Source organism: Ferroplasma acidarmanus Fer1 (assembly GCF_000152265.2).
Lineage (GTDB): Archaea > Thermoplasmatota > Thermoplasmata > Thermoplasmatales > Thermoplasmataceae > Ferroplasma > Ferroplasma acidiphilum.
Window position 1 is genome coordinate 657,504 of the sequence record NC_021592.1, and the last position, 23,544, is coordinate 681,047.

The window sequence follows — 23,544 nt, forward strand, 5'->3', positions numbered from 1 at the left end:
AAAATGATGGCATATACAACTAACATTTTTTAAAAATGAATATTAATTTAATTACTTGCTTGGTTTAAGCCATCACGTGCTACTAACAATAAAATTCCTGTTAGTAGACCGCCAAAAATTAATGCTAATATCCCAAATGCAATAGTATTTTTCTCATATGCAGATTTATAATCTCCATTGCGTATAAACTTCCTTATTTTCATTATTCTTCTTAATATGTATATGTCTATTAACAACAATATTAAAAAGACAACAATAAGTACTATTATCAAGACATCAATACTGAAAATAGCAGGGTTTGCGGAAGGAACCGAAGTGACGGAAGTATATGTACTAACAGACGCGGTAGCAATAGCAAATCCGGCATATACAACAAACGCTATAGCGTAACTTATAACAGCAATAATTTGAATAACAAAAGCTATAGTTACAAGTGTTGGCGCACTGCCAGCATCTCCTGTACTTAACTTTGTCTCATTCATATCTTCTATAAAGCCGCTATCATTATTTACATTGACACTATAATATTTCTGTTCATTATTTAAAATAAACGAGGTATTAATATGCCATATGCCATTTTTCAAATTGGACGATTTTATAGATATCTCAGTAACATTAAACTGTTTTTGTATCCCGGATTTAGCCGTTTCAATGGCCTGATTTATATCCATGTTGACTTATAATATATTAATATAAAAATGTTTGCATTATATCCATGCCGGTGTAAAGTGCAGTAGTTGTGTTGTATTATATTTCTATTGATTACTAACTGGATAAAATTCTATGGCTTTATAGATTTTATTTATTTAAACAGTTTATTGGTATATAGATTGTCTTTTACTCTACTGTTTATTGTTATATCAGTATATTTTTTGACTCTATAATCGTCTTGTGTGGTATCCTGGCATTTCTGGATCATTTATATAGAAGGTGAAACACACTTATTTGCAAAATATGTTCTATGTGCTATTATACATGAAAACATTCATTGTTTCCAACAATATTGACATGGTTCCCTACTGCTCAGGGTTGCCTTTTTCGAGTTCCAGAAGCTGCTTTTTAATTGCAACGCCTCCACCATAACCGCCTAAACCGCCATTGCTTTCTATGACTCTATGGCATGGGATAATTACAGCCATGGCATTTGCCCCATCTGCATTTGCCACTGCACGCACAGCTTTTGCATTGCCTATATTTTTAGCCAGTTGCAGATAAGTTATGGTGGTTCCGTATGGTATTTTTAACAATGCATTCCAAACATTTTTCTGAAAATCTGTTCCAACCATTAGCAGTGGAATATCAAATTCTTTTCTATTTCCATCCAGGTATTCCGCAACTTGTTTTTTAGTCTCTGCGAGTATTTCATCTTCTTCCTCTAAAAAGTTGGCTTTAAGCCCTGTTTTAATCCTGTTGTCAATAGTTGTTCTCTTTTTGCTGTATCTGAAATCGAGTATGCATAGGTTGCCTTCAAAAGAACCAAGTATTAATTCACCAATTTTTGTTTTATAATATTGTATTTTTATATTGTTATTCTTCAATGCTTATCATCCCTTTAATCATTTATAGTGTATACTGGCTATTCTTAGATATATTCTCTGCTAAATATAAACATATTCTTTGTCAACTACCCACAGCTAAAGCAGTAAGCTTGCAACTGGGCTGTCACAATGGACAAAAAAATCACCCGCTACAATAGGCTGGTTGGCAGCAGCCCTGTTCCTGATATTAAGGGAAGCAATATAATCCGCTTCTCCCTTTAATCCACAGGAAATGCATTTGAAAACTGATCTCTCAGGCCTGTTCTTTTTAGATATAGTATGGCAGTTAGGGCATTCCCTGCTTGTGTTATGTGGGTCTATAACAATTACCGGAATGCCTGCTTCTCTTGCCTTGTATTCAATAAACAGCCTGAGCTGGTAGAAAGCCCATGAATTGTGCATATATCTATTTCCTTTTTTAACAGTTTCCCTCATTTTAATGCCACTGAGATCCTCAATGGCAATAGCGGAAGAGGTGCCTCTGGCTTTCTTTACAATATTTTTAGATATTATATGGTTGGTATTTGTAGCAAATCTATGCTCTTTTCCTGAAAGCTTTTTAATATGCCTTTTTGCTGATTTAGTATTAACGGATTGTAACCTGGAACGGAGGTCTAAATTGTGTTCCCTTACTTCTTTTACCTTCTCTCCGGAATAGTACTTGCCGGTGGAATCAACGGAGATATTAGCAATGCCCATATCTACTCCTATAATATTCTTAGGTTCAATAACCGGTTGTTCCGGTATATCAACGCTGACCATTAGATAGAAGAGATTATGCCTCCGTACAAGGTCACATTGGCCCCTTACCATCTCAAAGGGTATATCAGCATATTTTCCAATGGTTATAGGTATTCTTATTCTTCCCTTGATGGTGTTAAGGCTTACTTCATCCATGCCTTTAAAACTCATTATTCTCCGGTAATATACTATTGAGCCGTATTCTCGGAACTCATGGAATACTGACCTATAAGTTAAATAAGTGTCCACAACCTTTGCAATAACCCTGATAGCTAACTGTGCTGATAACCCGAATTTGTTTCTAATATCATAATATACTAATTTCTGGAGGGAGATTTTATTATATATTTTTTCATCCCATGCTATTTTAGAGACAAAATTGCATGCTTCATTGAACTGCCTGAATGTGTCAAGGAGTATATCTTTCTGATCGCATGTTGGAAGTAATTTGATTTGAAGAGTTTTAAGCACATTATTCAAATATGAACTCAATATATGAAATTGTCGCAATTGTTCCTGTGACTGAAGTCACAGGCTTCCTTGCGGGTGGGTCGTGATAATTTGATCGTCCGGCAATTTACATTGAAATAATAAAAAATATTGTGTTGCCCTGCTATGGAAATATTAAAAAATTTTATTAATTTTTGAGTTTTTCAACAAGTTGAGGAACAATGGTAAATAGGTCCCCTACAAGGCCATAATCGCATTCTTCGAATATTGGTGCGCTTTTGTCCTTGTTTATAGCTATGATAGTTTTTGAACCCCTGATTCCGGCTATATGCTGTATCTGCCCGGATATTCCAAGTGCTATATAGAAATCAGGCCTTACCTTCTTTCCTGATAGCCCTACCTGCTTATCCTCGCTAAGCCATTTATAGTCCAGGCAAACGGGCCTTGAACCTGATATCTCTGCATGCAAAACATCTACCAGCGGCATTATCTTTTCTATATTTTCCTGGCTTCCCAATCCCCTGCCAATTGAAACTATAACCTTTGCATTTCTGATATCTGTTCCAGCAGTTTTTTTGCTTTTTACATCCACTATTTTGTAATCGCTTTTTTCGAGTGTTAAATTCTTAACTTCAGATTTTTTGTCCGCTTTCTCAGCTTCACATATCCCGGGTGATACGGTAAACATTTTGAAATTGCTTTCTTCCTCAACAACCGTTTTCCCACCATGGTAGAATCTTCTGGTAATGTTTTTTTCTTTATGTTCGAAAGAGAATATTTCTGGCATGCACTTCATTTTTAGCTTGAATGATAGTATTCCAGCCAGTTCCCTGCCCATATTTGTGGATGAAATAAAAATAAAGTCGTAGTTATTTTTTCCAATGTAGTCAGCAAGGAATTTACCCAGATTGTCCACAAAGCCATTGCTGTAAAAGTATACAGTATTTGCCCCATACTCAGGCAATTCCTTATTTTCCTGTGATATTACGTCTATGTCCATCTTTCCCCTGAGATAAGTAATTATCTCCATAGCATTTTTTGGTTCGTCAGAAAATACCAGTGCCTTCATTTCACCACCTTCAATATTTTAGCAACTTCATCTATGCCTTTCCCATCTTCGTATATAATTTTCTTTCTCTCATTTTCCGGTGCCCTGTCGGAAAGTATTTTTGTGTCATTTTCATATCCGGGGTTTCCATCCACAATATTAATATTTTTCTTGCCTGCCATCATAATTTGCATGACTTTTGGAAGCCTGGGCTCATTTATTTCCTGTGCCACAGAAACCACTGCCGGAAGGCCTGTTTCTACTGTAACGTCTTCATTTTCTGATTCCACTGTAACGTTTGCTATTTTATCCTTGACTTCTATATTAATAGCATTTGTTATTACATTTAAATCCAGTTCAGAAGCCAGCAAGCCTGCTAGAAGCCCGGAATATGAGTCTGATGACTGGTCTCCCAGAATAATAATGTCGTATTTTGCCTTTTTCAGCTCGGCGGCGATAACACCGGCGGTAACCAATGGGTCTGATTTCTGGTATCCTTTTATAACTGTGCCTTCATCCACGCCCATTGCATATGCTTCTTTCATTGTGGATGTTGATTTTTCAGTTCCAAAAATAAACCCTGTGACCTTCCCACTGTATTTTTCCTTTAACTGAACTGCCGCTTCGATAGCGTTTTTGCTCAGAATGTCCATTTTCAATGGGAGGTTGTCCATGATTGGCTCATTTTCGTCGTTCAGTTTGATCTGGTCCATATCGACCGTTTGCTTAACAAGGACTGCAATATCCATAATAGCCCATATTAAAACCCTATTTAATTTTTTCAATGTAGGAAATAACGCCTGTATACCATTATACATATTTCCTGAATTTTCAATATAATATTGGATGTTCATAGTATTTTATCCTAATTTATGGAAAAATACTGCCATTTTTATGGTTGGATATGAGAATTATATTTCATAAAAGATTAATTATTTTTCAAGGTTTGCCCTGAATTCAGAAGATCTTCTTTCTATTATCGCTGTAATTTCATTGATGTCTTCCTCTTTCAGCATGAAATTTTTATTTATGGTTTTATTTTTATCAATAACTCCCATTGTAAAACTACCGAATATATAACCCTTGAGAAATGAGATAAATTCATCTTCATTTTTAAAATTCCATAATTTATATGCTTCCTTTGAATTAATTTCTATTTCATCTATAAATTTTTCCAGGTCTCCTCTTTCCATAGATTTTAATGCCATAAATATAACAATATATAATAGAATAAATATTTTTTGTGATTTAAGGAATTTAATCTATAATTATAAATATTATAGATCACATTTTCCAGTTGGGCATGCGGGGTCGAAGGTTGCGCCGAGCTTCAGAAGTTTGTCTGGCATTTTCATTGTCAGGTCAATCTTGTGCTCTTCATCACTTTTTTTCTGGTTTGTGCCTGCATATAATACCTGCTGTGATTTGCTCCTGTCACGGTATACTGTAATTCCCTTGCAATGCAATTCCTTTGCCAGGCGGTATGATTTCGCAATATCTTCCCTTGTCGCATCAAATGGAAGGTTAATTGTTTTTGATACCCCAGAGTCACAGTATTTCTGGAATGTTGCCTGCATAAGCACGTGCCAGTCCGGGTCGATCTCCTGTGCAGTAATGAATAGATTTTTTACATCTTCCGGGAGATCCAGATTGCCGAGCTTTCCGGTTTCCGCTATCTTTTCCATTAACTCCTGTGTCCAGAGATTTCTGGATTTCAGGGCATTTTCAAGCAGTGGGTTCACTTCCAGCAATTCCTGCCCATTCAATACATGCCTTACAAATGCAAGGGCAAATAGTGGCTCTATGGATGAGGAGCATCCGGCTATTATGGATATTGTCCCGGTAGGTGCTATTGTTGTAGTTGTTGAATTTCTCATTTTTATGCCTTTTTCCTCATACTCTGATCCATACCATCCAGGAAATACGCCCCTTTCCGCTGCAAGCTTCTGTGATTCCATATGCGACTCGTCATTAAGGGTTTTCATCACATTCTCTGCAAATTCCAGGGCTTCATTGCTGTTATATGGTATTCCAAGCATTATAAGCGCATCGGCAAATCCCATTATGCCAAGACCTATTTTCCTTGTTTTCCTTGTCATATTTTTTATTGATTCAACAGGGAATTTGTTGGCGTCTACCACATTTTCCAGGAATCTTGTTGCCACATCAATGGTTTCCCTATACCTTTCATAGTTAAATTTTCCATCCTCGACAAATTTTGCAAGATTTATTGAGCCAAGGTTACATGATTCGTAAGGCAAAAGCGGCTGTTCACCACAGTTGTGCACTACTATTCCGTTAGCTACAAATGAATGTGTAGAGGGTTCAACCAAATCGTATACATCTTCCCTGCCTACGTATTCAATTTTATCAACACGGGCTAACCAGGAAGGCTTTACTGGAGCTTTTTTGTAGCTATTTACAGCCCCATTAAGCTTGCTGTTCTTCCTTTCCGATATAAAGCCTATAGAATCTGCATATTTTATCAGATTTTCAGCAGATATGTTTAATTCGTGGAAATCCTGTGTCGCATATAGCCTCATCTCCCTGTTTGAATCGGGCAACATTCTCATTCCGGCTTTTTTACGATTCTGATATATCCTGCTGTATATGCCAAAGTTAAGCAGCAGCATCTGAACCTGTTTTAACAGGTTTAAGCTGATTGATCCTAGCCTGACAGAATGCCTGGATTTTTGCCCGGAATATACAGTGCCATCTGCTTCGAATAAAGCCTGTAAAAAGCCTCTTTGCAGTTCCATGCTCCCTGCAAATACCTTATCAGGAACATTTAACTTTTCTTCTATTAGATCGTATTCAGAGGCAAATTCCTTTAATCTTTCCGATGCAATTGTTATGCAATTTCTACTTTCAATATTTACCATTCCCACATTATATTCCCGATTGTTTGTAGCAGGCCTTACTATATCATTTACATATTTTCTAAAGGTGTCGGCAAACACACGATCCTGGCTGTAAAAATTCAGAACAGCACGGTCATTGTTATTCCCATTGTTGATATGGCCATCGCCAACAAGCCAGCCAAGAACTCTGCCTTCTTCCAGTGTGCCAGAGCTGCCAAAGGAACCTCCTTCATTTAATATCCTTATTTTTTCATTCTCTTTCAGGTTCAAAGCCTCTGTCCAGCCATTCTTTTCGCTGTATATTTTATGATCTCCTGTAACTTTTATTTCAAAGCCTTCCTTTGTCTGTATTTTATATATATCCTTAAACCCTGTATATATAACATTTGAGGATGGCTTAAATTCGCCGCCAAATCTTCCATCTATTTTTACATTCAGCGGGTTTCCTTCTTCGTATAGTTGCCTGGCCTTTTTTACCCCTTCAGATGTAAATATTTTTGTATCCCCTGTAACGCATGGGTTGGTTGATTCGATATATCCTATGTTTTTTACGGGATTTTTCTTATTGATTTCGTCAAGGAATATCATACCTGGATCTGCTGTTAACCATGCATGGTCAATGATAGAATTCCAGAGTGTAGTTGCCTTCACCCTGCCTGTAACCTTTCCATCTCTCGGATTTATAAGGTCTACATTCTCATCGTTGTCCAATTTTTCGAAGAATTCGTCATTTACGCCAACGGATATATTGAAGTTGCTGAGAATTTTATTTTCTGCATCTTTACTATTTATGAAATCCATTATATTCGGATGGTTATAGTTCAATATGCCCATATTGGCTCCCCTTCTCTTTCCACCCTGTTTTATAACATCAGTGGTAACATCGAATATTCTCATGAATGATACAGGCCCGGAGGCTACACCCTTTGTTGAGGCAACTATGTCGTCACTTGCCCTTAAGCGGCTGAATGAGAAACCGGTACCTCCTCCTGATTTGTGTATTTCTGCTGTGGCTTTAAGTGTATCAAAAATTGAATCTATGCTATCATCAACAGGGAGAACGAAACAGGCACTCAACTGCCCCAGCGGCCCTCCTGCATTCATAAGTGTGGGTGAATTTGGGACATATTCAAGTTTGATCATCATATTTTCAAACTTTTCAATCCAGTAATTTATCATATTCTTCTTTGTTTTGATAAAATCTATAAATTCGGTGTAGGTGCCATCAATGGCCTTTTCCTTTTTCAGTTCATTGAATGCCCTTTCAAGCTCCTCATTCTGGGTTTTAGTTATGCCACTATATACAGTTCCCTTCTCGTTTAATTTTCCGGTTTTTCTGTATGATATATAATCATAAAGCCCCTGTATTATCCCAAGATGCACTGCAACCCTGTGGAACATCTGTTTAGGTGTTTCAATTATCTTGCCTTCTGAATCCTTGAACAGGTATCTGGCCTCAAGTACCTTAACAGCATTTAAGCTCAGTTTCAGGTCATCTTTGACGCCGATAAATTCTTTTTCCTGCCTTATTGTGTTTCTCTTTTCCCTGTAGAGGATATACGCTTTTGCTGCTGCGATATAAGAAACGTCGTTTATCCTGCGTGTCATTAAAACTTTTTCAACAGTATCCTGTATTAACTCAACTGTTGGCACTTCTGAAGAAGTTTCAAGTTCCTGTGCAACATAGTCTGCAAGCTTATTTGCTTCTTCCATGGACCCGATTTTCACGGAGAGCATGGCTTTGAATATGGCCATCGCTATTTTTTTCTTATCGAAGGGCACGCTGGATCCGTCTCTTTTAATTACTGTATTTAAAACCTTATTCATCTTGCATCACGAGTGTAAGAACAAAAGCACATGAATAGACTTAAAGTTTTTTTTTACTGGATATGTTATCATAGTAAAAGACTATGTTACCCATATTGAATAAATATATTTGAGCTAATTAGGTAATAAATAAAATATATAGTTATTATAAAAGTATATACATTTATCCATAATAAAAAGGGTAATGTTTTTGAAACAATGATTTATAACATATAATGGATCTTGATGAATATATATCCAGGTTGAAGAGTTCTTCAGCAACACCAGGAGGCGGCTCCGCATCTGCCATATCATCCATATTCGCTGCGTCGCTTAATTCTATGGCAGCATTGCTTTCTACCGGGAAGCCTAAATTGTCAGCATATGAAAATGATTTCAAACAGATATCTGAAGAATCAGACAATATTATTGAAAAGTTAAAAATCCTCAGCAATGAAGATGAAAAATCATTTCAGGGCATTATGGATGCATTGCATATGGATAAGGCCGATAAAAACAGGAGAACTGCAATAGATATGGCAATTCAAAATAGCATCGGGGTGTCTTGGGACATTGCCAGAATTTCTATACATAATATGGAAAATGCACTTTACCTCTGTGAACATGGAAACAGAAATTTAATCACAGATTCTATAACAGCAGCATATATGGCATACGCCACAGTGCATACATCATTAAACAACATAAAAATAAACCTGAAGTTCCAGAAATCCGTGGATTTTAAGGCTGAAGAGCTGTTAAAACTCAAATTTTTTATGGAAGCTGTGGAGTTTGTTATGGAAAAAGTTAAAAAAATAGAAAGTTCAGTTATTCCCTGAACAAAAATTTTTACTATATAATTGTTATTATCACACAATGTTACAGGATATACAGGAAATTTTGAAAAGTTTAGGAATAAATGATTACGAATTATATGGAAAATATGCCGCAAAAATTGGCATTTCAAACTGCAATGGTGGAAAACGCCATGGAAAACTGATACTTATGACTGCAATGACGCCCACGCCTGCAGGTGAAGGCAAAACAACAACTGCAATAGGACTTGCCCAGGCATTGAAAAAATTAGGCAAAAATGCTGGTATTGCAATACGTGAGCCTTCACTTGGCCCGTGCTTCGGTGTTAAGGGAGGGGCAACAGGCGGTGGCAAATCCACAGTGGAACCCTCAGATAAAATTAACCTTATATTTACAGGGGATTTCCCCGCAATTTCGGCTGCGCATAATTTACTATCTGCAATGATTAACAATCATATATATTTCGGCAATGAACTTGGCATTGACCCTAAAAAAATAACCTTTCCAAGGACTGTGGATATGGATGACCGGTCCTTAAGATCAATAATAGTGGGAAATGGAGGAAAAAGCAATGGGGTTCTGGCAAATGATTCCTTTGTAATTACAGCGGCATCCGAGATAATGGCAATAATGGCACTTTCGAAAAGTTTCCAGGATCTGAAGAACAGACTGGGAAATATAATAATAGGATATACGCCAAATAATCGCCCTGTCTTTGCTAGGGATATAAAGGCAAACGGCGCTATGGCAGCGTTGCTGGCTGACGCACTGAAGCCAAATATTGCTCAGAGCGTGGAAAATGTGCCAGCAATTATACACACAGGGCCATTTGGAAATATTGCCCATGGAACTTCAAGCATCCTTGGAGATTATGCAGCACTGAATATGTTTGAATATACTGTTACTGAGGCAGGATTTGGATCAGACCTTGGCTTTGAAAAATTCATGGATATAGTAACAAGGGAGGCAGAATTGCCGGTAAACGCTGTGGTTATTGTCGCTACAATCAGGGCTATAAAGCACCATGGCAATGCGGAAAATATAGATTCTGAAAACCTACCTGCTATTGAAAAGGGTATTGGTAACCTCCTTGCACACGTTAAAAATGTGAGGAATTTCGGGATTGAGCCTGTTGTTGCATTGAATATCCACCCCCTGGACACCGAACAGGAAATTAAAAAAGTATGCGGGCTGCTTGATTCTGCCGGAATAAAATATGCTGAATCAAGGGTATATTCCAGTGGAGGGGAAGGTGGCGTTGACCTTGCCAGAAAAGTCCTGGAATCTATAGGTGAAAATAAGATTAATTATGCATACAGCATGGATGATCCCATAAAAGCCAAGATTGAAAAGATAGCTAAAACAGTTTACGGCGCAGATGGGGTAGAATATTCAAAAGAAGCACTTATGGATATTAAACACGCAGAACGTAACGGCTTTTCCTCATTCTATGTATGCATGGCAAAGACACAATCTTCGTTATCCGACAATCCATCTTTGATAAATGTACCTGTAAATTTCAAAGTAAAGGTGAATTCTGTGTCTATAAATGCCGGGTCAAAGTTCATAATACCAATACTGGGAAGCATAATGACAATGCCAGGGTTGCCACGCCATCCTGCAGCCGAGAACATCGATATAGATGATAAAGGAGTTATCACAGGTCTGTCATGAATATTCAAATAGTCAACTACTTAAAGTTTATTTAGGCATACCTAATTATCAGGAATGGAAAGACAGGTAAAGAAAAAGCCTGTTGCTAATGCATATTACATTTCAATCGGCGCCATTAGCATTTTCGTTGCAAGCTACAATATAGCTATAATATCTGTAGCACTAAAACCCATAGAAAATGCATTTCAAACCGGCACCGGTATAGTATATCTTCTGGGTGCATTGATATTTGTTGGCGCCATGATAGGTGCGATAATAAGTGGGGTATTTTCTGACAGGTTTGGCAGGGTCAGCATACTTACAATAGATATAGTAACGTTTATAGGTGCAGGCATCGGGAGTGCATTATCCACCAATATCGCAATGCTGATGTTTTTCCGGACACTGGTAGGAGTTGGTGTTGGAATTGATTATGTTGTAATTTTCACATATATTTCTGAGATTCTTGCCACAAAAAATTCTACAAGGAATTTAGCCCTGATAATGTTCTTTGCCAATTTTGGAATATTATTTTCTTACCTCATAGGAGGAACGTTGTTGACTCTTGGATCTACAGGCTGGAGATATGCACTGCTCTCCGGAGCCATATTGGCAATAGTCCCCCTGATTATGAGAAGCAGGCTCAAGGAATCCACCCTATGGAAATTTAAGAGAATAAAGTCTATAAAAACCATATTAAAAGATGTAACGTCAAGGGAAAACAGAAAATATCTTTACAGATTTTCCATTCCATGGTTCCTTTACCAGATTGGGGACCAGAGCCTTACGATGTTTCTGCCATTTATACTTATATCTGCACTGGGTATTTCTGTAGTCAGCGGGGCGTTTTCGGCTGTGCTTGTCAAAGCATTTACCATACCTGCATCAATAGTAGCATTTTTAATCATACAGAGGCTTGGAACAAGAAAACTCCAGGCTACTGGATTTATTATAAGGTCAGTATTTCTCGGGATACTTGGGTTCGGCCTATATTTCGCATTAAGGTTTACCGGAATAGAAATTATAATACTTCTGGGATTTGCATTCTTCTTCGGTTCCATGGGGCCGGATAAGACCACAGTAATAATGCCAGTTGAAAAATATGACGAATCGATTCGTGGTTCAGGGCAGGGATTCAATGAAATGGCCGGGAGATTTGGCGGGCTTATAGGTATCCTTGCATTTGCCCTCTTCGGGATGGCGGGCATAGACATAGGGCTTATATTTCTATCCATCACGTGTATTCTCGGATTCATAATAACGGTTATATGCCGAGATAAAAATATAGTGGAAAATATTTCTAAAAATGCAAAGGAAGAATACTATGCCAGGACAAAGTAAACATCATTTACAATGAAAACCTGAATTTCCTTACTGTTATTCATCGATTTAATCAATTTTATAAAATTTAACTAAATTATTAAATATCTCATCGTTACCAGCAAGGATTTTGCCATTTCGTATATCCTATTTATTGTGAAAACACGTGGTTCTATATCAATTGGCATATAAGGGTCCATGAATTCTATTTCACTTCTGGTTGAATCTGTAATTATTATAACATCGTCATCTGAAAATGGAGTATAATCTCTTCTGGCAAGAGAACCAATCAAAATTGTTAACAATGAACCTTTTTTAATTGAATTATTTCCATATTCAACAAGTTTTTCAAAAATAAAAGGGTAATTAATTTCGTATGTTCTTGTTGCAGAATTCGAATATTTCCTTTGCATAATTTAAACACCTCTTTGCGTCTTCTATTGAGTAGTACTCAAACGGGGACCCCTCAGTATAATAATCCGGGTATCTTGAACCTATATACACTCTATCGAGTTCCATTGCTTTGTCAGCTAGACTCTTATCTATATCAAATTCTGTAAGTTGCAACAGCATCCTTGATACAGAATGGCTCCATATTTCCTTATTTATTGAATGGTACAAGGCTATCACTGCTTTCTCAGCAGATTGCTGGGATGCAAAGCAAGCCCATTCGTATTTTTCATTATTTAATGAGCCTTCAGCCTCTTCGAGATCCCTTTTAGCCTGTTTTAGCCAATCCATCGATCTTGATGGCATTTATTTACTATAATTAAAGTCTTTATTAGCATTTCTATGATTTTGTGGTTCTTAAATTTCTGTTTTTATGTAAATTTATTTTCTTATGGAAATTATCAAGGTTCTTTTTCGGTAGTACATATAATTTGTATAAAATTCTGTAGAAACTAAAGAATATTAGAAATTATGTTCGTCTACTCAACAACATTTTCCGGTGAATTTTATAGTTTAGTAGCTGCCGCTGCCTATACAATCATAGGAACTGCTATAATTCTAGGTAATCCATAATGTATACATTATAACAGTTATTTACCTACTGTATGCAACATTTGCATTTACCAGTTTCCCTGCCTTGTTCGCCTACGTTGCACTGACAATACCGCAGAAATTTTGCACCAGGCCCAACGCACTTGTATGTAATTTTGGCAATATAGTTGGGGATCTATAGACATTGCAATAGTAACAATCCTGCTCTATGCCCATGTGGCACTTTACACATCGCTGCTTGTAATGCTAATATTCTCTGTCATTCTATAATTATGCTCCCATCAAAAATGAAGCAGAAAGAACTGGCATCATGGATTTGAAAAGTTAATTTTATAAATTTATTAGCCTTTACAAATTTCTGAACAGGTAACCTCCAATCATTCGGAAAATGAATTGACATAGCATCGTATATAACATTTAAAAATTGGAAACTGTCATGTATATATGATAACAGAAAGTTCTAAAATTTAACATATGAAAGTAAATATTACAATAAAAAACAATATCACTGAAAATATCAGGAGTTCCCGGTAGCAGATTACCGGTTTATACGGCGCCGGTTTTTAAGGTACTGTTCTATAGAACCTGCAATAAGAAACGATATGGCCAAAAATATTAATGTTAAGTCTATAACATCGAATATAAAGGTTTTCTGAATGGATAAAGGGATAGTGTTAAATATTGTAAGTGCGTTCAAACCTGTAAACGATAACATCAACATCACAAAAATCTCCTGGTATTTATTATTAAAATGGTATTTTATCATGCTATATTACCCTCATATAATGTCACTCTATGTGAGCCGTATTCGTTATAACTATTAGGCACGGCACTTGCAGGAGCATTAATCCAGGTATATGGAACAAACCATGCATGTGCTTCATAGAAATATACTCCATTGTTTCCTCCCTCTTCATCAAAAAATGCGATCGTAGCGGCTCCTATCACCGCTATTGCTGCTAAAGCTCCCATTGAACCGATTCCGCTTAATGCGCCTATAGCACCTATATATGTTATTAAGACTTCTGTATTACTCTCACTAAATGCACATGCCCATCCAGAAGGGCCAGTACTCCTTGTTGCGTAAAGATCAATATATACATCACTACTAATTCCTTTAACTGATGCTTTATTGACATTATGATTTAGTATAGTTATGTTATAATTTCCGGATTTTGAATATAATGGTATCACACTATAATTGTAATTATTACCATGCGTATTATTTACCAATAACGATTCATGGAATAACTGACCGTTTTTATATATATGTAATAATTCTCCAGTTACATTATCTGTGCCATTATAAAACGTGTAAGACATTGTTAATACTGTATTATTAGAAACATCGGTAACGGCGTTAACGTCATTAGCATTATTAAATACCTTTGTATGGCTTACATTATGGAAATCTTTAAAATCATATTTATTTAAATAGTAATTTAACTCCGGTATATGTGTTTTATCAACAGTATTATTTTCGTGGTTAAAATATATTAAGCCCATAAATCCACTCATCATCATAATTGTAGCAAGCAATAGTGCGACCATAATTTTTCTATTTTCACGCTTTACCATAATAATAATAATAATAATAATAATAATATTAATTAATATATAAATTTTTCTACATAAACTATGGCAATTATTGACTGTATATAATAATTTTGAATTTGTTATAGGGATTAGAGAAATACTGGATTTACAATATAATGGGTCCAATAACAATTGGGGTATACAGAAAAATATTTCAAAGTACTGGAATTTCCAGTTCCTACATCCTAATCGGGCAGACACTCAATGATGGCCATAGTACATAAACTATTGTGTGTGATAGATAGAATACCTTACAGACCTATCATTTATAAAGAATTAAAAATATAGTAAAAAATATTTCAAAGGAATTAAATAAAGAATTTTATTCTAAAACAAAGTAAACATCGTTTACAGTAAAATCCTGGAATTTTTTGAATTTTGCAATTATATCCATCCCGATTTTAATTTTGCCGGTATCATCTGCATAAAGCCTAGACATAAAAAGGGAATCTATCCCTGGAAACTCAACAAGGACAAGCGTAAATGGCACATCGTTCCGGAAGCTTTCCCCGGAGTAGTAGCATGTCGTGAATGAATGTATTTTGCCCTTCAGGGGAAGTTCTATGTCCTCTGTTTCTGCACCACAATACATGCAGTATTTCCTGTACGTCCCGTATTTATATCCACATTCCGGGCATCTGGAACCCAGAAGCTTATTTTTTCCCAGGGCTATGAAAAATGGCGAATCCTGGGCATAACTGTGCCTGTATTCAGTATTATAATTCCATTCAACAACTGCAGGGTCTATCTTCATAAGTTTTTTTCCTGCCATTTAAACCGCCTCCATTATTGTAACCGCTTCATATGCCCCTGTTCCAGCATGGCTATGGATTAGCCCACGGGAAGGGGGCTTAACCTGAAGCTTTCCGTTACCCATGTGTTTTTGCATAGAACCCTGGAGCTGCCAGAAAGCGTATACTGCCTGCATTATCCCGGTTGCGCCTATGGCATGCCCGGATGCCTGGAGCCCTCCTTCCATATTCACTGGCAGGCTGCCATCCAGTTCAGGATTGCCCTCCTCTATAAATTTGCCTCCTTTGCCATAGGGGCAGAATCCCATATCCTCATATGCCTGTATTTCGGCAGATGTGTATGCATCGTAAAGTTCAGCGAAATCGATTTCTTTTTCTGGATTTTTTATGCCAATTCTGTCATATGCCATTTTAGCTGCTAGCCTGCCGGCCCTGAAGGAATGGACGCCTGGATATTTAAGTCCTCTGTACATTGCGCTGTTTTCATTCGGGAGCAGGGGGACATCACCGAATGGCCTGTCTGCCAGCCTCATAGTATCGCTTGATGATCCTATGGCACTTATGAGTACCGGTTTTCCGGAAAATGATTTTGCAACTTCCTCTGATGCCAGTATAGCGCAGGCAGCACCATCCGACATCAGGCAGATATCCAGCATCCTCAATGGGGTGGAAACAACAGGAGATTTTAATACATCATCTACTGTAATATTCATAGGTGCCTGTGCAAATGGGTTATTGATGGCATTTCGGTGGTTTTTTACCGATACCATTGCCATCTGTTCCTCTGTGGTACCGAATTCATACATATGCCTTGTTGCCATTAAAGCGTAATATGCGGTATAGAAACCTCCCAGTGGATAATCGAAATTTGCATCGCTTCCCAGAGCTATTATATCGTTTCCCCTCCAGGTTCCAACATGTGACATGTTTTCAAAGCCATATGCAAGGCATGTGTCCATATTCCCCGAAGCGATTTCTTCATAGGCGGTTTGAAATGCAAGCCCCCCTGTGGCTCCACCGCCTTCGATTCTCTTGGATGGCTTTCCTGCAAGCCCGATAAAGTCATTTGACATGGCACCTGCTATTAACTGCCCCTGTAGATGGTCAGAGAAGTATGCAGATACCGAACCATCTATGTCTTTTACACTCATGCCTGCATCCTTTAATGCGTAATCAAAAGATTTTTTGACATTAAGCCTGAAATCTTCCCTGAAATTTGATTTAACAAATTTTGTCATTCCTCCAGCTATCATATAGACTTTTTGCGGTTTATTTGACACTTTTTCCACCCTTTCCGTATTTTTTTATTAAGGCCTCACTTATTACCTTTTTCCTGATTTCATTGGTTCCTGCGCCTATTGTTAGCAGTATGGAGTCCCTGAACACACGTTCTATTTCAAAGTCTTTTATGTAACCATAACCGCCAAAAATTTGCAGGGCTTCCCTTGCTATGTATTCCGATGACTCGGATGCATAAAGTATTGCGGAGGCAGCATCCAGGGAATCCATCCGGTCTTCCTGCACCCTTTTTAGAGCTTCCATGGCAAAAAGACGGGAGGATTCAAATTTAGTATACATGTATGCAAGTTTCTCCTGTACCAGCTCAAAATCACTTATAGGCCTGCCGAACTGTTTTCTCTCGGACGCATAGCCTATTGCAAGATCCAGTGCCCTCCTTGCTATTCCTATTGAATTGAATGCAAGTACAGCCCGCTCCAGGTTTAAGCCGCTTAACAATACATTTCTTCCCCCATTCAGTTTTCCTACTATTCTGTTCTCCGGCAAAATAATATCATTGAAGAATATTGTTCCTGTAGGTGAACCCCTCATGCCAGTTTTATCGAACTCCTGGCCCCTGGAAAATCCCCTGTCAGAGGATTCAACCACAAATGGAGTTATGTTTTCCCCGGTTCTAGCATAGACAAGAAAAATATCTGCATATGGGGCATTTGTAATGAATGTCTTGCTTCCATTCAATATAAAATTTCCTTTATCCATTGTTGCTGATGTTTTCATTGAAAGTGCATCCGATCCCGATGAGGGTTCTGTCATTCCAAGTGAGCCTACGTGTTCCCCGGAACATAGCTTCTCTAAATATTTCTCACGCAAGTATTCTGACCCGTTCCTGTAGAGATTGTCCAGGCACAGGTTGCTGTGCGCCCCATATGAGAGCCCTAATGAACCTGATGCATAGCTTATTTCCTCCTCTATGATGGCCTGGGATACGTAATCTGACCCTGATCCACCGTATTGCTCCGGAATGGTTACACCCAGATAACCCTCCTTTCCCATCTTCCTGAAGAGTTCCCTCGGAAAGAAATTCTCCCTATCCATTTTTGCTGCTACTGGAATTATCTCCTTTTCTGCAAATTCCTTTGCGCTCTGCTGAATCATAATATATTCATCTTTCAAATGCACACCTTACAAAAAGATAATTTCACGCTATATAAACATGTACAGTGGAACAAATTCATAATTTCATGGGCAAGAAATTTTTTATCCTTCAAGGATGAATCTATGAGAGTTTAGCCTTTTACTTTTGTCCGGATTTAGGAAATATTTGAATTATTCCTCTATCTGGCTGTTATATTTTCTCTGATTTATCTGGTCAAATTTAAATTTCCTCGTTCAAAAATTGCCATTTTTCTAATCTGTCAGGATAGATTCAAAGTCTTTCCATAATGCCTTTCAATGTCAAGATATTTTATTCTTTTAAACTGTTTAAAAGGAATATAAAGAGGGTTACAGGTTGGGTATTAGTTCAGAATCTACCTCTTGGCAAATAGAGAAGTTATGCTATTATTATGGATAGAGAACTGATAGTTAAATTTCTACTGAATATAGAAATATATATATATCTATGTGTTAATAATACTATGAAGAAGAAAATAATAATAGGTGTATTAATGGTAGCTATATTTTTGATGTCAGGCTTTAATATTGTTACGGGCATAGAAAATACGGGTGCAAATACTGCGGTTACATCTCTTTCTTCAAACTCTTCAGTGTATAACAAAAATGGAAATAATTTAAAAAATATTGAAAATCAGAAAATTAATATCTATAAGGTAGGCAATTACAGCATATTGTCGTGTAATAATATGCTATCTAGAAATAATATATTAAATGTGGACATAGATAATCATTATTATGAAATAAAGTGGATTGTAAGCATGGTTGCAGGAAACGAAACTTTCCAGTTGCATTTCCATAACTATAACATAATTTATACGGATAATTCAATAATAGTACATGGATGGGATAGATATGCAGGCATATATAATGTATTATCAGTCAATAATAAGAGTTTAAATTCCAATATAGTAATAAAAAGCAATGTAGCAGCCGTATACAACATAAAATTTGTTGAGGGAAATAATATAAAAAATTACAGGACAGTTAAATTGTCAGATAATTACAGTGCATCATTGATAAATGGCATAAAAACATCATGGGCAAATGAAATGGGGATTTTCCATAATGGAATATTAAGAATAAACAATAATTCATACATGCTTTCACTTAATTTCAACAATATAAAATTAAACAAAGGACAGGCATATTCAATAGATCCCGCAATCAAGCCAATGCGATTGCCTGTGGAACCATGTACAACTACACTCACATTTAAATTATACGATAACACACTCACTAAAATAGATATTTATAACATTAAGAATGAAATCATAGTTGACGGAACAGATATTTCTTATGATGCATATTATTGCTTAATTGATACAGCTAACTGGCATAAAGTTTCATGTTCAACTAGCCATGGAAATTATTACAGCACTATTAACGCGTGTTTCATGGGTTATTTCGGAACATTTTGGCTAACCGCAGTAAGTACAGAAATATCACTTAGTTCTGGGGTATTTCATGGAACTATAAAGATTGCGATACTTGAATTGGTTGATAACGTATGGATACCGTATAAAAGTGAAACAGTTGTCAATAGTCAGATATCTGCTGCTACGGATAATTCTTATAAAGAATATATAATATCATGAGATGTAAAAATGGCAGGTATACTATATGACATAATGATCGAAAGCGTATCTTTATTTGGTATAATTTTCTGGATTGTTTTATCTATTGTACTTTTTTTAGTTTATAGAATGTATATTTCGAATAAAAAAGCAATTATATCCTCAATAGTTATTGGACGAATATTTACTATTTTATCAATATACCCGGTAAATTCAATAGTGATTAAAAGTATATGCCCCGGTCCTGGATATGGCCAGTTTTATCCGCTTACTTTTATGATCTTTATTTCTTTTATAAATGGATTTGCATTTTCCTTAATTATATATTATTTTTATAATTCTAAAATAGCAATAAAAATTGGAATACTAACGTTTGCAATATTATTTCTTGCCATTAATATTGCGGCTGCTCCTGCTTAGAATTATAAGAATATCCAATTTGTTTTTTTGTCTCTTTGATGCCTGACTGGATTTACATGCCATTTCCCTTATTACATTTTTTAATTTTATAGTTATTGTACTGTCCCATTATTATTTCCTTTATATACTGTATGAATTTATATTTTTTCATTTTACCACCATTTTATTTTTATATGCCATTGCTGGTGTAACTATATTATCACCATCTGACAGTGAGTCATGCATCCTTTCATAGTTGTAATGGTATACTACCTCTTCCCAGGTACTGAAATATGGCCTTAAACGTTTTATGGTATAGTTTAATCTCTCCAGTTTTCCATTTGTTTCAGGGTGTTTTACCCTTCCAAGTATGTGTTTTATATTACTGTTATCTAAGTATTCCTGGAACTTATTGTGATCTCCAGGTATTCCATTCTTACCATTTGAAAAGAACTGTGTTCCATGGTCTGTTAATATCTCTTCAGGCTTACCGTAAGTGTTTATTGCTATTTCCAGTGCTTCTATTGTATTATCTATTGTTTCCTCACCGTATATTCCCATTCCTACTATGAACCTTGAAGCATCATCTTCTATTATTATTAACTTCTCACTGTCACTGTATTTAGTCCAGTCCATATGCCATAGTGAGTTGCTATGTTTCCTCTCATATTTTATATATTTTCTCTGTTTCTTCTTATTATTGCTGTTATCAACCATATTTAATAATAACAGTATTCTGTATATATTGTTTTTAGCTATTATTATCCCCTTTCTTTTAAGGTATTTCCTTATTCTTTCAGGTCCTGACATAGGGTATTCATATCTTATTTTTTTAACTATTTCTATATCCTTGCTGTTTAATTCCCTATGTTTCCTTTTACCTATTGTATATTCTCCATTATCCCTGTATTTTTTGTATATGTAATTTACATACCTTGTTGTTATTTTCATTTCCTTAGCTATTTCTGTAGATGATCTTCTCTTATTTTTCTCCCTTATTATATATTTTATTTTTTTCTCATTTAACTTCATTCTGGGCTTATATTCTTTTATTATATTTTTAGAGGGTATATATAGGAAATATTTACGGGACAATATAAATTTTATAGTTATATATCATATTAAGCAGGAGGAATAGCTATTTTTCAAGCAATAAGTGAAAAAGGGCGATATTTAAGCTATTACAGATTAATATCTGCAAATGGAAGAATAATATTTTCACTGTATTTTGCTTTTAAAACGGAAACGGTTTCATCTGTAAGATGTACCGGCACCAGTTTCTTCGCATGGCTTTCTCCGAAACCCTTTATTGCCGACGAGTAAGTAGAGTGTTTCCAGAATTTTGCTATTTCAGCATCTTTATCCGTATATGTCATTTCATGCAAAAGGATATCTGCATTTTCCCCTAAAAGTGGAATATTATCGTTATAGGCTGTATCTCCCGTATAGGCAATAGTATTACCACGGTATTCCAGCCTGTACATATTGTCCGGAATGATATGGTTCCCTGAAAATGCTTCTATGTAGTCATTCTCACTTTTGTCTATAAATTCCGTTTTAATCTCGTATACTTCCCCATTATTGTTTATCTCCACATAATTGGGTTTTACGCTGAACATATAATTATCCGGGGTATTATATATCTGCAATATTTTTTCTGTATTTTTTCTTATTCCTTTTGGTCCCATGATTGTCAATTCATCTTTTACATTTCTGGCTCCCCTGTACCAGAGTATTTCAGCAAGGCCGCCGTAGTGGTCAAGGTGCATGTGGCTGATTAGCATTTTATCAATTTTTGCAGGGTCAATCCCATTTTCAAGCATGGATTCAATTGTATGTGGCCCGCAGTCAAGGACAATATGCCCATCAATTATAATTGAAACGTTCCTTTTCCCTGCCTGTATGTGTGATGACCAGTTTCCTAAAAATTTAATTTGCATTTCAAATCATTCCTCCTATTTCCTGTTCCGTTTATTGACATATACAATCAAGCCAACCTTTTAATTAAATATTCTCCATATATAAACCATAGGCATATATATTCCAGTATAGCTTATTTGGATTTTTCTTAAATACGGGGCATTTATAGAACGCTATGGGGTATAACGCTCTGGATAATGCAAGGATAAATTCTCTGCATAAGAAAATCACAGCACTTTCGGTTGGAGGAACATTCCTGGATGGTTACGATATTTCAATAATATCTGTAGCCCTTATAGTTATGTCCAAAACTGCATTTGGGCTGGATACTGATTTTGGCAAAGCTATGATAGCGGCATCTACAACAATAGGAATGCTCGTCGGCGCAATTCTGTTCGGGTACATAACTGATCTGTACGGCAGGCGGACAATGTATATGTATGACATGGCTTTATTTATTGTACTGACAGCAGCTGAAGCATTTTCATGGAGCTTTGCCTCATTGTTTATTATGAGATTTATCCTCGGACTTGGATTAGGTGCCGATTACGCTATAGGTACAACAATAATCGGGGAATTTTCTCCGGTGAAATACAGGGGGAAACTGCTGGTAACCAACGTGCTTTCATGGTTTTTAGGTGCAGCAGTAGCAGCAGTAACAGGATATCTTCTGCTCCCGCTGGGAAATGAGTCATGGAGATATATGTTTCTACTTGGGATAATCCCGGCCGCCATAATTCTGGTACTGAGGAGGGATGTTCCAGAGTCGCCCAGGTGGCTAAGCAATAAGGGCAATGCCAGTGAAGCTGAGGATATAGAACGGAGGTTGACCGGCACTTCTGATAATTTAACTGCAATTAAACGTGATAATAAGAACCCTTTGAAAGAGCTGCTAAGCAGAAAATACATAAAGAGCCTTCTTTTTGTGGGAATATTCTGGTTTACATTTGATGCGGCATTCTATGGAATAAGTATATTCAGCCCCACAATACTGGAATTGCTGGGTTTAAAAGCAAGGTTAGCGGTGCTTGGGTCTGCTGTTTTTGATACATTTGCAATAATTGGAAGCTTAATAGCAATTCTCCTGATCGATAGAATAGGCAGGAAAGGGATAACAATAATTGGATTCTCCGGTATGGTAATATCACTCCTAAGCCTTGGAATTATAACATTTTACGTTCCTGATAGGTCAGCATTTATAACAGATGGAATCCTCATATTTGCACTGTTTCTAATATTTTATATAACTGAAGCAATAGGACCAGGTTCTACTGATTTTGTTTACCCGGTAGAACTTTTCCCCACGGAAGACAGGGCAAGTGCACAGGGATTCGGGACATCAGTTAGCCGTATCGGGGCTATTCTTGGCATTACAACGTTCCCGTTTATTGTTTCAATCTATGGCTTCAGCACCAGCCTTTTCTTCTTCACCGGTTTATCTGTAATTGGCTTGCTTGCTACCATATTCCTTGCTACTGAAACAAAGGGAAAAACACTTGAGCAGGTTAATGAAATAGAGGAGGGAAAAATTAGCAAATTTAAAGCCGGGGCAAAATAATTTTAAAATTTTTTGTAATTTAAACATTAAGCTAAAAGCCATAATACGTTAATTTATATATTTTCCATTCAGGTTTCATTCAAAGCATATATATG

22 protein-coding genes are annotated in these 23,544 nt (G+C 36.5%); 6 read left to right on the forward strand and 16 right to left on the reverse strand.

What is annotated here, in order from left to right; genetic code table 11:
* Positions 1-47: 47 nt before the first annotated feature.
* The 7 genes from FACI_RS03180 to FACI_RS03210 all read right to left on the reverse strand — a co-directional run bounded on the left by FACI_RS03180 (position 48) and on the right by FACI_RS03210 (position 8,465).
* A complete protein-coding gene (locus tag FACI_RS03180; protein ID WP_019841456.1) occupies positions 48-671 on the reverse strand; it encodes a hypothetical protein in 624 nt (207 codons plus the stop codon).
* Between the two features lie 345 nt (positions 672-1,016).
* A complete protein-coding gene (locus FACI_RS03185) occupies positions 1,017-1,538 on the reverse strand; it encodes a methylated-DNA--[protein]-cysteine S-methyltransferase (protein WP_009886675.1) in 522 nt (173 codons plus the stop codon).
* Between the two features lie 96 nt (positions 1,539-1,634).
* Positions 1,635-2,750 carry an RNA-guided endonuclease InsQ/TnpB family protein gene (locus tag FACI_RS03190; protein ID WP_019841457.1) on the reverse strand — a complete coding sequence of 372 codons (1,116 nt, stop codon included), beginning with the start codon at positions 2,748-2,750 and terminating at the stop codon, positions 1,635-1,637.
* A gap of 166 nt (positions 2,751-2,916) precedes the next feature.
* Positions 2,917-3,798, reverse strand: a complete 882-nt coding sequence (locus FACI_RS03195) for an electron transfer flavoprotein subunit alpha/FixB family protein (RefSeq protein WP_009886677.1) — start codon at positions 3,796-3,798, stop codon at positions 2,917-2,919.
* Positions 3,795-4,526: an electron transfer flavoprotein subunit beta/FixA family protein gene (locus FACI_RS03200; protein ID WP_148285720.1), complete on the reverse strand. Its 732-nt coding sequence runs from the start codon at positions 4,524-4,526 to the stop codon at positions 3,795-3,797. The genes FACI_RS03195 and FACI_RS03200 overlap by 4 nt, the downstream gene beginning before the upstream one ends.
* 183 nt (positions 4,527-4,709) lie before the next feature.
* Complete coding sequence (locus FACI_RS03205; protein WP_019841458.1) at positions 4,710-4,985, reverse strand: hypothetical protein; 276 nt, start codon at positions 4,983-4,985, stop codon at positions 4,710-4,712.
* 69 nt (positions 4,986-5,054) lie between these two features.
* Positions 5,055-8,465: an intein-containing adenosylcobalamin-dependent ribonucleoside-diphosphate reductase gene (locus FACI_RS03210; RefSeq protein ID WP_009886680.1), complete on the reverse strand. Its 3,411-nt coding sequence runs from the start codon at positions 8,463-8,465 to the stop codon at positions 5,055-5,057.
* 215 nt (positions 8,466-8,680) lie between these two features.
* Here FACI_RS03210 and FACI_RS03215 point away from each other — a divergent pair, with 215 nt between their 5' ends.
* Genes FACI_RS03215 through FACI_RS03225 form a run of 3 tightly spaced genes read left to right on the forward strand, consistent with a single transcriptional unit; the run spans position 8,681 to position 12,254 of the window.
* Positions 8,681-9,283, forward strand: a complete 603-nt coding sequence (locus FACI_RS03215; protein WP_009886682.1) for a cyclodeaminase/cyclohydrolase family protein — start codon at positions 8,681-8,683, stop codon at positions 9,281-9,283.
* 37 nt (positions 9,284-9,320) lie between these two features.
* On the forward strand, positions 9,321-10,934 hold the full coding sequence (locus FACI_RS03220) for a formate--tetrahydrofolate ligase (RefSeq protein ID WP_009886683.1): 1,614 nt from the start codon (positions 9,321-9,323) through the stop codon (positions 10,932-10,934).
* Positions 10,935-10,988: 54 nt separating this feature from the next.
* Complete coding sequence (locus FACI_RS03225; protein WP_009886684.1) at positions 10,989-12,254, forward strand: MFS transporter; 1,266 nt, start codon at positions 10,989-10,991, stop codon at positions 12,252-12,254.
* A gap of 71 nt (positions 12,255-12,325) precedes the next feature.
* Here the strand turns inward: FACI_RS03225 and FACI_RS03230 are convergent, their stop codons facing one another.
* The 7 genes from FACI_RS03230 to FACI_RS03260 all read right to left on the reverse strand — a co-directional run bounded on the left by FACI_RS03230 (position 12,326) and on the right by FACI_RS03260 (position 17,995).
* The gene (locus FACI_RS03230; RefSeq protein WP_009886685.1) at positions 12,326-12,646 is read right to left on the reverse strand and encodes a nucleotidyltransferase family protein; all 321 of its coding nucleotides are present in this window, start codon (positions 12,644-12,646) and stop codon (positions 12,326-12,328) included.
* Positions 12,600-12,989 carry a HEPN domain-containing protein gene (locus tag FACI_RS03235; protein WP_048074036.1) on the reverse strand — a complete coding sequence of 130 codons (390 nt, stop codon included), beginning with the start codon at positions 12,987-12,989 and terminating at the stop codon, positions 12,600-12,602. Before FACI_RS03235 ends, FACI_RS03230 begins: the two co-directional genes overlap by 47 nt.
* A 784-nt stretch (positions 12,990-13,773) precedes the next feature.
* Positions 13,774-14,001, reverse strand: a complete 228-nt coding sequence (locus tag FACI_RS03240; RefSeq protein ID WP_009886687.1) for a hypothetical protein — start codon at positions 13,999-14,001, stop codon at positions 13,774-13,776.
* On the reverse strand, positions 13,998-14,813 hold the full coding sequence (locus FACI_RS03245) for a hypothetical protein (protein ID WP_019841460.1): 816 nt from the start codon (positions 14,811-14,813) through the stop codon (positions 13,998-14,000). Before FACI_RS03245 ends, FACI_RS03240 begins: the two co-directional genes overlap by 4 nt.
* A 340-nt stretch (positions 14,814-15,153) precedes the next feature.
* Entirely contained in the window at positions 15,154-15,603 is a 450-nt protein-coding gene (locus FACI_RS03250) for a Zn-ribbon domain-containing OB-fold protein (protein WP_009886689.1), read from the reverse strand.
* Positions 15,604-16,836 carry a thiolase C-terminal domain-containing protein gene (locus tag FACI_RS03255; RefSeq protein ID WP_019841461.1) on the reverse strand — a complete coding sequence of 411 codons (1,233 nt, stop codon included), beginning with the start codon at positions 16,834-16,836 and terminating at the stop codon, positions 15,604-15,606.
* Positions 16,837-16,852: 16 nt separating this feature from the next.
* Complete coding sequence (locus FACI_RS03260; protein WP_019841462.1) at positions 16,853-17,995, reverse strand: isovaleryl-CoA dehydrogenase; 1,143 nt, start codon at positions 17,993-17,995, stop codon at positions 16,853-16,855.
* A gap of 464 nt (positions 17,996-18,459) precedes the next feature.
* Between FACI_RS03260 and FACI_RS03265 the strand changes: the two genes are divergently transcribed.
* Together FACI_RS03265 and FACI_RS03270 are read left to right on the forward strand one after the other, a co-directional pair.
* The gene (locus FACI_RS03265; RefSeq protein WP_048074037.1) at positions 18,460-19,593 is read left to right on the forward strand and encodes a hypothetical protein; all 1,134 of its coding nucleotides are present in this window, start codon (positions 18,460-18,462) and stop codon (positions 19,591-19,593) included.
* Between the two features lie 9 nt (positions 19,594-19,602).
* Complete coding sequence (locus FACI_RS03270; RefSeq protein WP_009886693.1) at positions 19,603-19,992, forward strand: hypothetical protein; 390 nt, start codon at positions 19,603-19,605, stop codon at positions 19,990-19,992.
* A gap of 147 nt (positions 19,993-20,139) precedes the next feature.
* Here the strand turns inward: FACI_RS03270 and FACI_RS03275 are convergent, their stop codons facing one another.
* Positions 20,140-21,003 carry an IS481-like element ISFac5 family transposase gene (locus FACI_RS03275; RefSeq protein ID WP_009886695.1) on the reverse strand — a complete coding sequence of 288 codons (864 nt, stop codon included), beginning with the start codon at positions 21,001-21,003 and terminating at the stop codon, positions 20,140-20,142.
* A gap of 149 nt (positions 21,004-21,152) precedes the next feature.
* Positions 21,153-21,911 carry an MBL fold metallo-hydrolase gene (locus tag FACI_RS03280; protein ID WP_009886696.1) on the reverse strand — a complete coding sequence of 253 codons (759 nt, stop codon included), beginning with the start codon at positions 21,909-21,911 and terminating at the stop codon, positions 21,153-21,155.
* 155 nt (positions 21,912-22,066) lie between these two features.
* Between FACI_RS03280 and FACI_RS03285 the strand changes: the two genes are divergently transcribed.
* Positions 22,067-23,449 carry an MFS transporter gene (locus FACI_RS03285; protein ID WP_009886697.1) on the forward strand — a complete coding sequence of 461 codons (1,383 nt, stop codon included), beginning with the start codon at positions 22,067-22,069 and terminating at the stop codon, positions 23,447-23,449.
* Positions 23,450-23,544: the final 95 nt, after the last annotated feature.

What these genes read in the sequence shown, in the direction of transcription:
- FACI_RS03180 (WP_019841456.1), bottom strand. Translation starts at nt 671, where the DNA reads ATGGATATAAATCAGGCCATTGAAACGGCTAAATCCGGGATACAAAAA.
- FACI_RS03195 (WP_009886677.1), bottom strand. Translation starts at nt 3,798, where the DNA reads ATGAAGGCACTGGTATTTTCTGACGAACCAAAAAATGCTATGGAGATA.
- FACI_RS03200 (WP_148285720.1), bottom strand. Translation starts at nt 4,526, where the DNA reads ATGGATATTGCAGTCCTTGTTAAGCAAACGGTCGATATGGACCAGATC.
- FACI_RS03205 (WP_019841458.1), bottom strand. Translation starts at nt 4,985, where the DNA reads ATGGCATTAAAATCTATGGAAAGAGGAGACCTGGAAAAATTTATAGAT.
- FACI_RS03210 (WP_009886680.1), bottom strand. Translation starts at nt 8,465, where the DNA reads ATGAATAAGGTTTTAAATACAGTAATTAAAAGAGACGGATCCAGCGTG.
- FACI_RS03215 (WP_009886682.1), top strand. Translation starts at nt 8,681, where the DNA reads ATGGATCTTGATGAATATATATCCAGGTTGAAGAGTTCTTCAGCAACA.
- FACI_RS03220 (WP_009886683.1), top strand. Translation starts at nt 9,321, where the DNA reads ATGTTACAGGATATACAGGAAATTTTGAAAAGTTTAGGAATAAATGAT.
- FACI_RS03225 (WP_009886684.1), top strand. Translation starts at nt 10,989, where the DNA reads ATGGAAAGACAGGTAAAGAAAAAGCCTGTTGCTAATGCATATTACATT.
- FACI_RS03230 (WP_009886685.1), bottom strand. Translation starts at nt 12,646, where the DNA reads ATGCAAAGGAAATATTCGAATTCTGCAACAAGAACATACGAAATTAAT.
- FACI_RS03235 (WP_048074036.1), bottom strand. Translation starts at nt 12,989, where the DNA reads ATGCCATCAAGATCGATGGATTGGCTAAAACAGGCTAAAAGGGATCTC.
- FACI_RS03240 (WP_009886687.1), bottom strand. Translation starts at nt 14,001, where the DNA reads ATGATAAAATACCATTTTAATAATAAATACCAGGAGATTTTTGTGATG.
- FACI_RS03245 (WP_019841460.1), bottom strand. Translation starts at nt 14,813, where the DNA reads ATGGTAAAGCGTGAAAATAGAAAAATTATGGTCGCACTATTGCTTGCT.
- FACI_RS03250 (WP_009886689.1), bottom strand. Translation starts at nt 15,603, where the DNA reads ATGGCAGGAAAAAAACTTATGAAGATAGACCCTGCAGTTGTTGAATGG.
- FACI_RS03255 (WP_019841461.1), bottom strand. Translation starts at nt 16,836, where the DNA reads ATGATAGCTGGAGGAATGACAAAATTTGTTAAATCAAATTTCAGGGAA.
- FACI_RS03265 (WP_048074037.1), top strand. Translation starts at nt 18,460, where the DNA reads ATGAAGAAGAAAATAATAATAGGTGTATTAATGGTAGCTATATTTTTG.
- FACI_RS03270 (WP_009886693.1), top strand. Translation starts at nt 19,603, where the DNA reads ATGGCAGGTATACTATATGACATAATGATCGAAAGCGTATCTTTATTT.
- FACI_RS03275 (WP_009886695.1), bottom strand. Translation starts at nt 21,003, where the DNA reads ATGAAGTTAAATGAGAAAAAAATAAAATATATAATAAGGGAGAAAAAT.
- FACI_RS03280 (WP_009886696.1), bottom strand. Translation starts at nt 21,911, where the DNA reads ATGCAAATTAAATTTTTAGGAAACTGGTCATCACACATACAGGCAGGG.
- FACI_RS03285 (WP_009886697.1), top strand. Translation starts at nt 22,067, where the DNA reads ATGGGGTATAACGCTCTGGATAATGCAAGGATAAATTCTCTGCATAAG.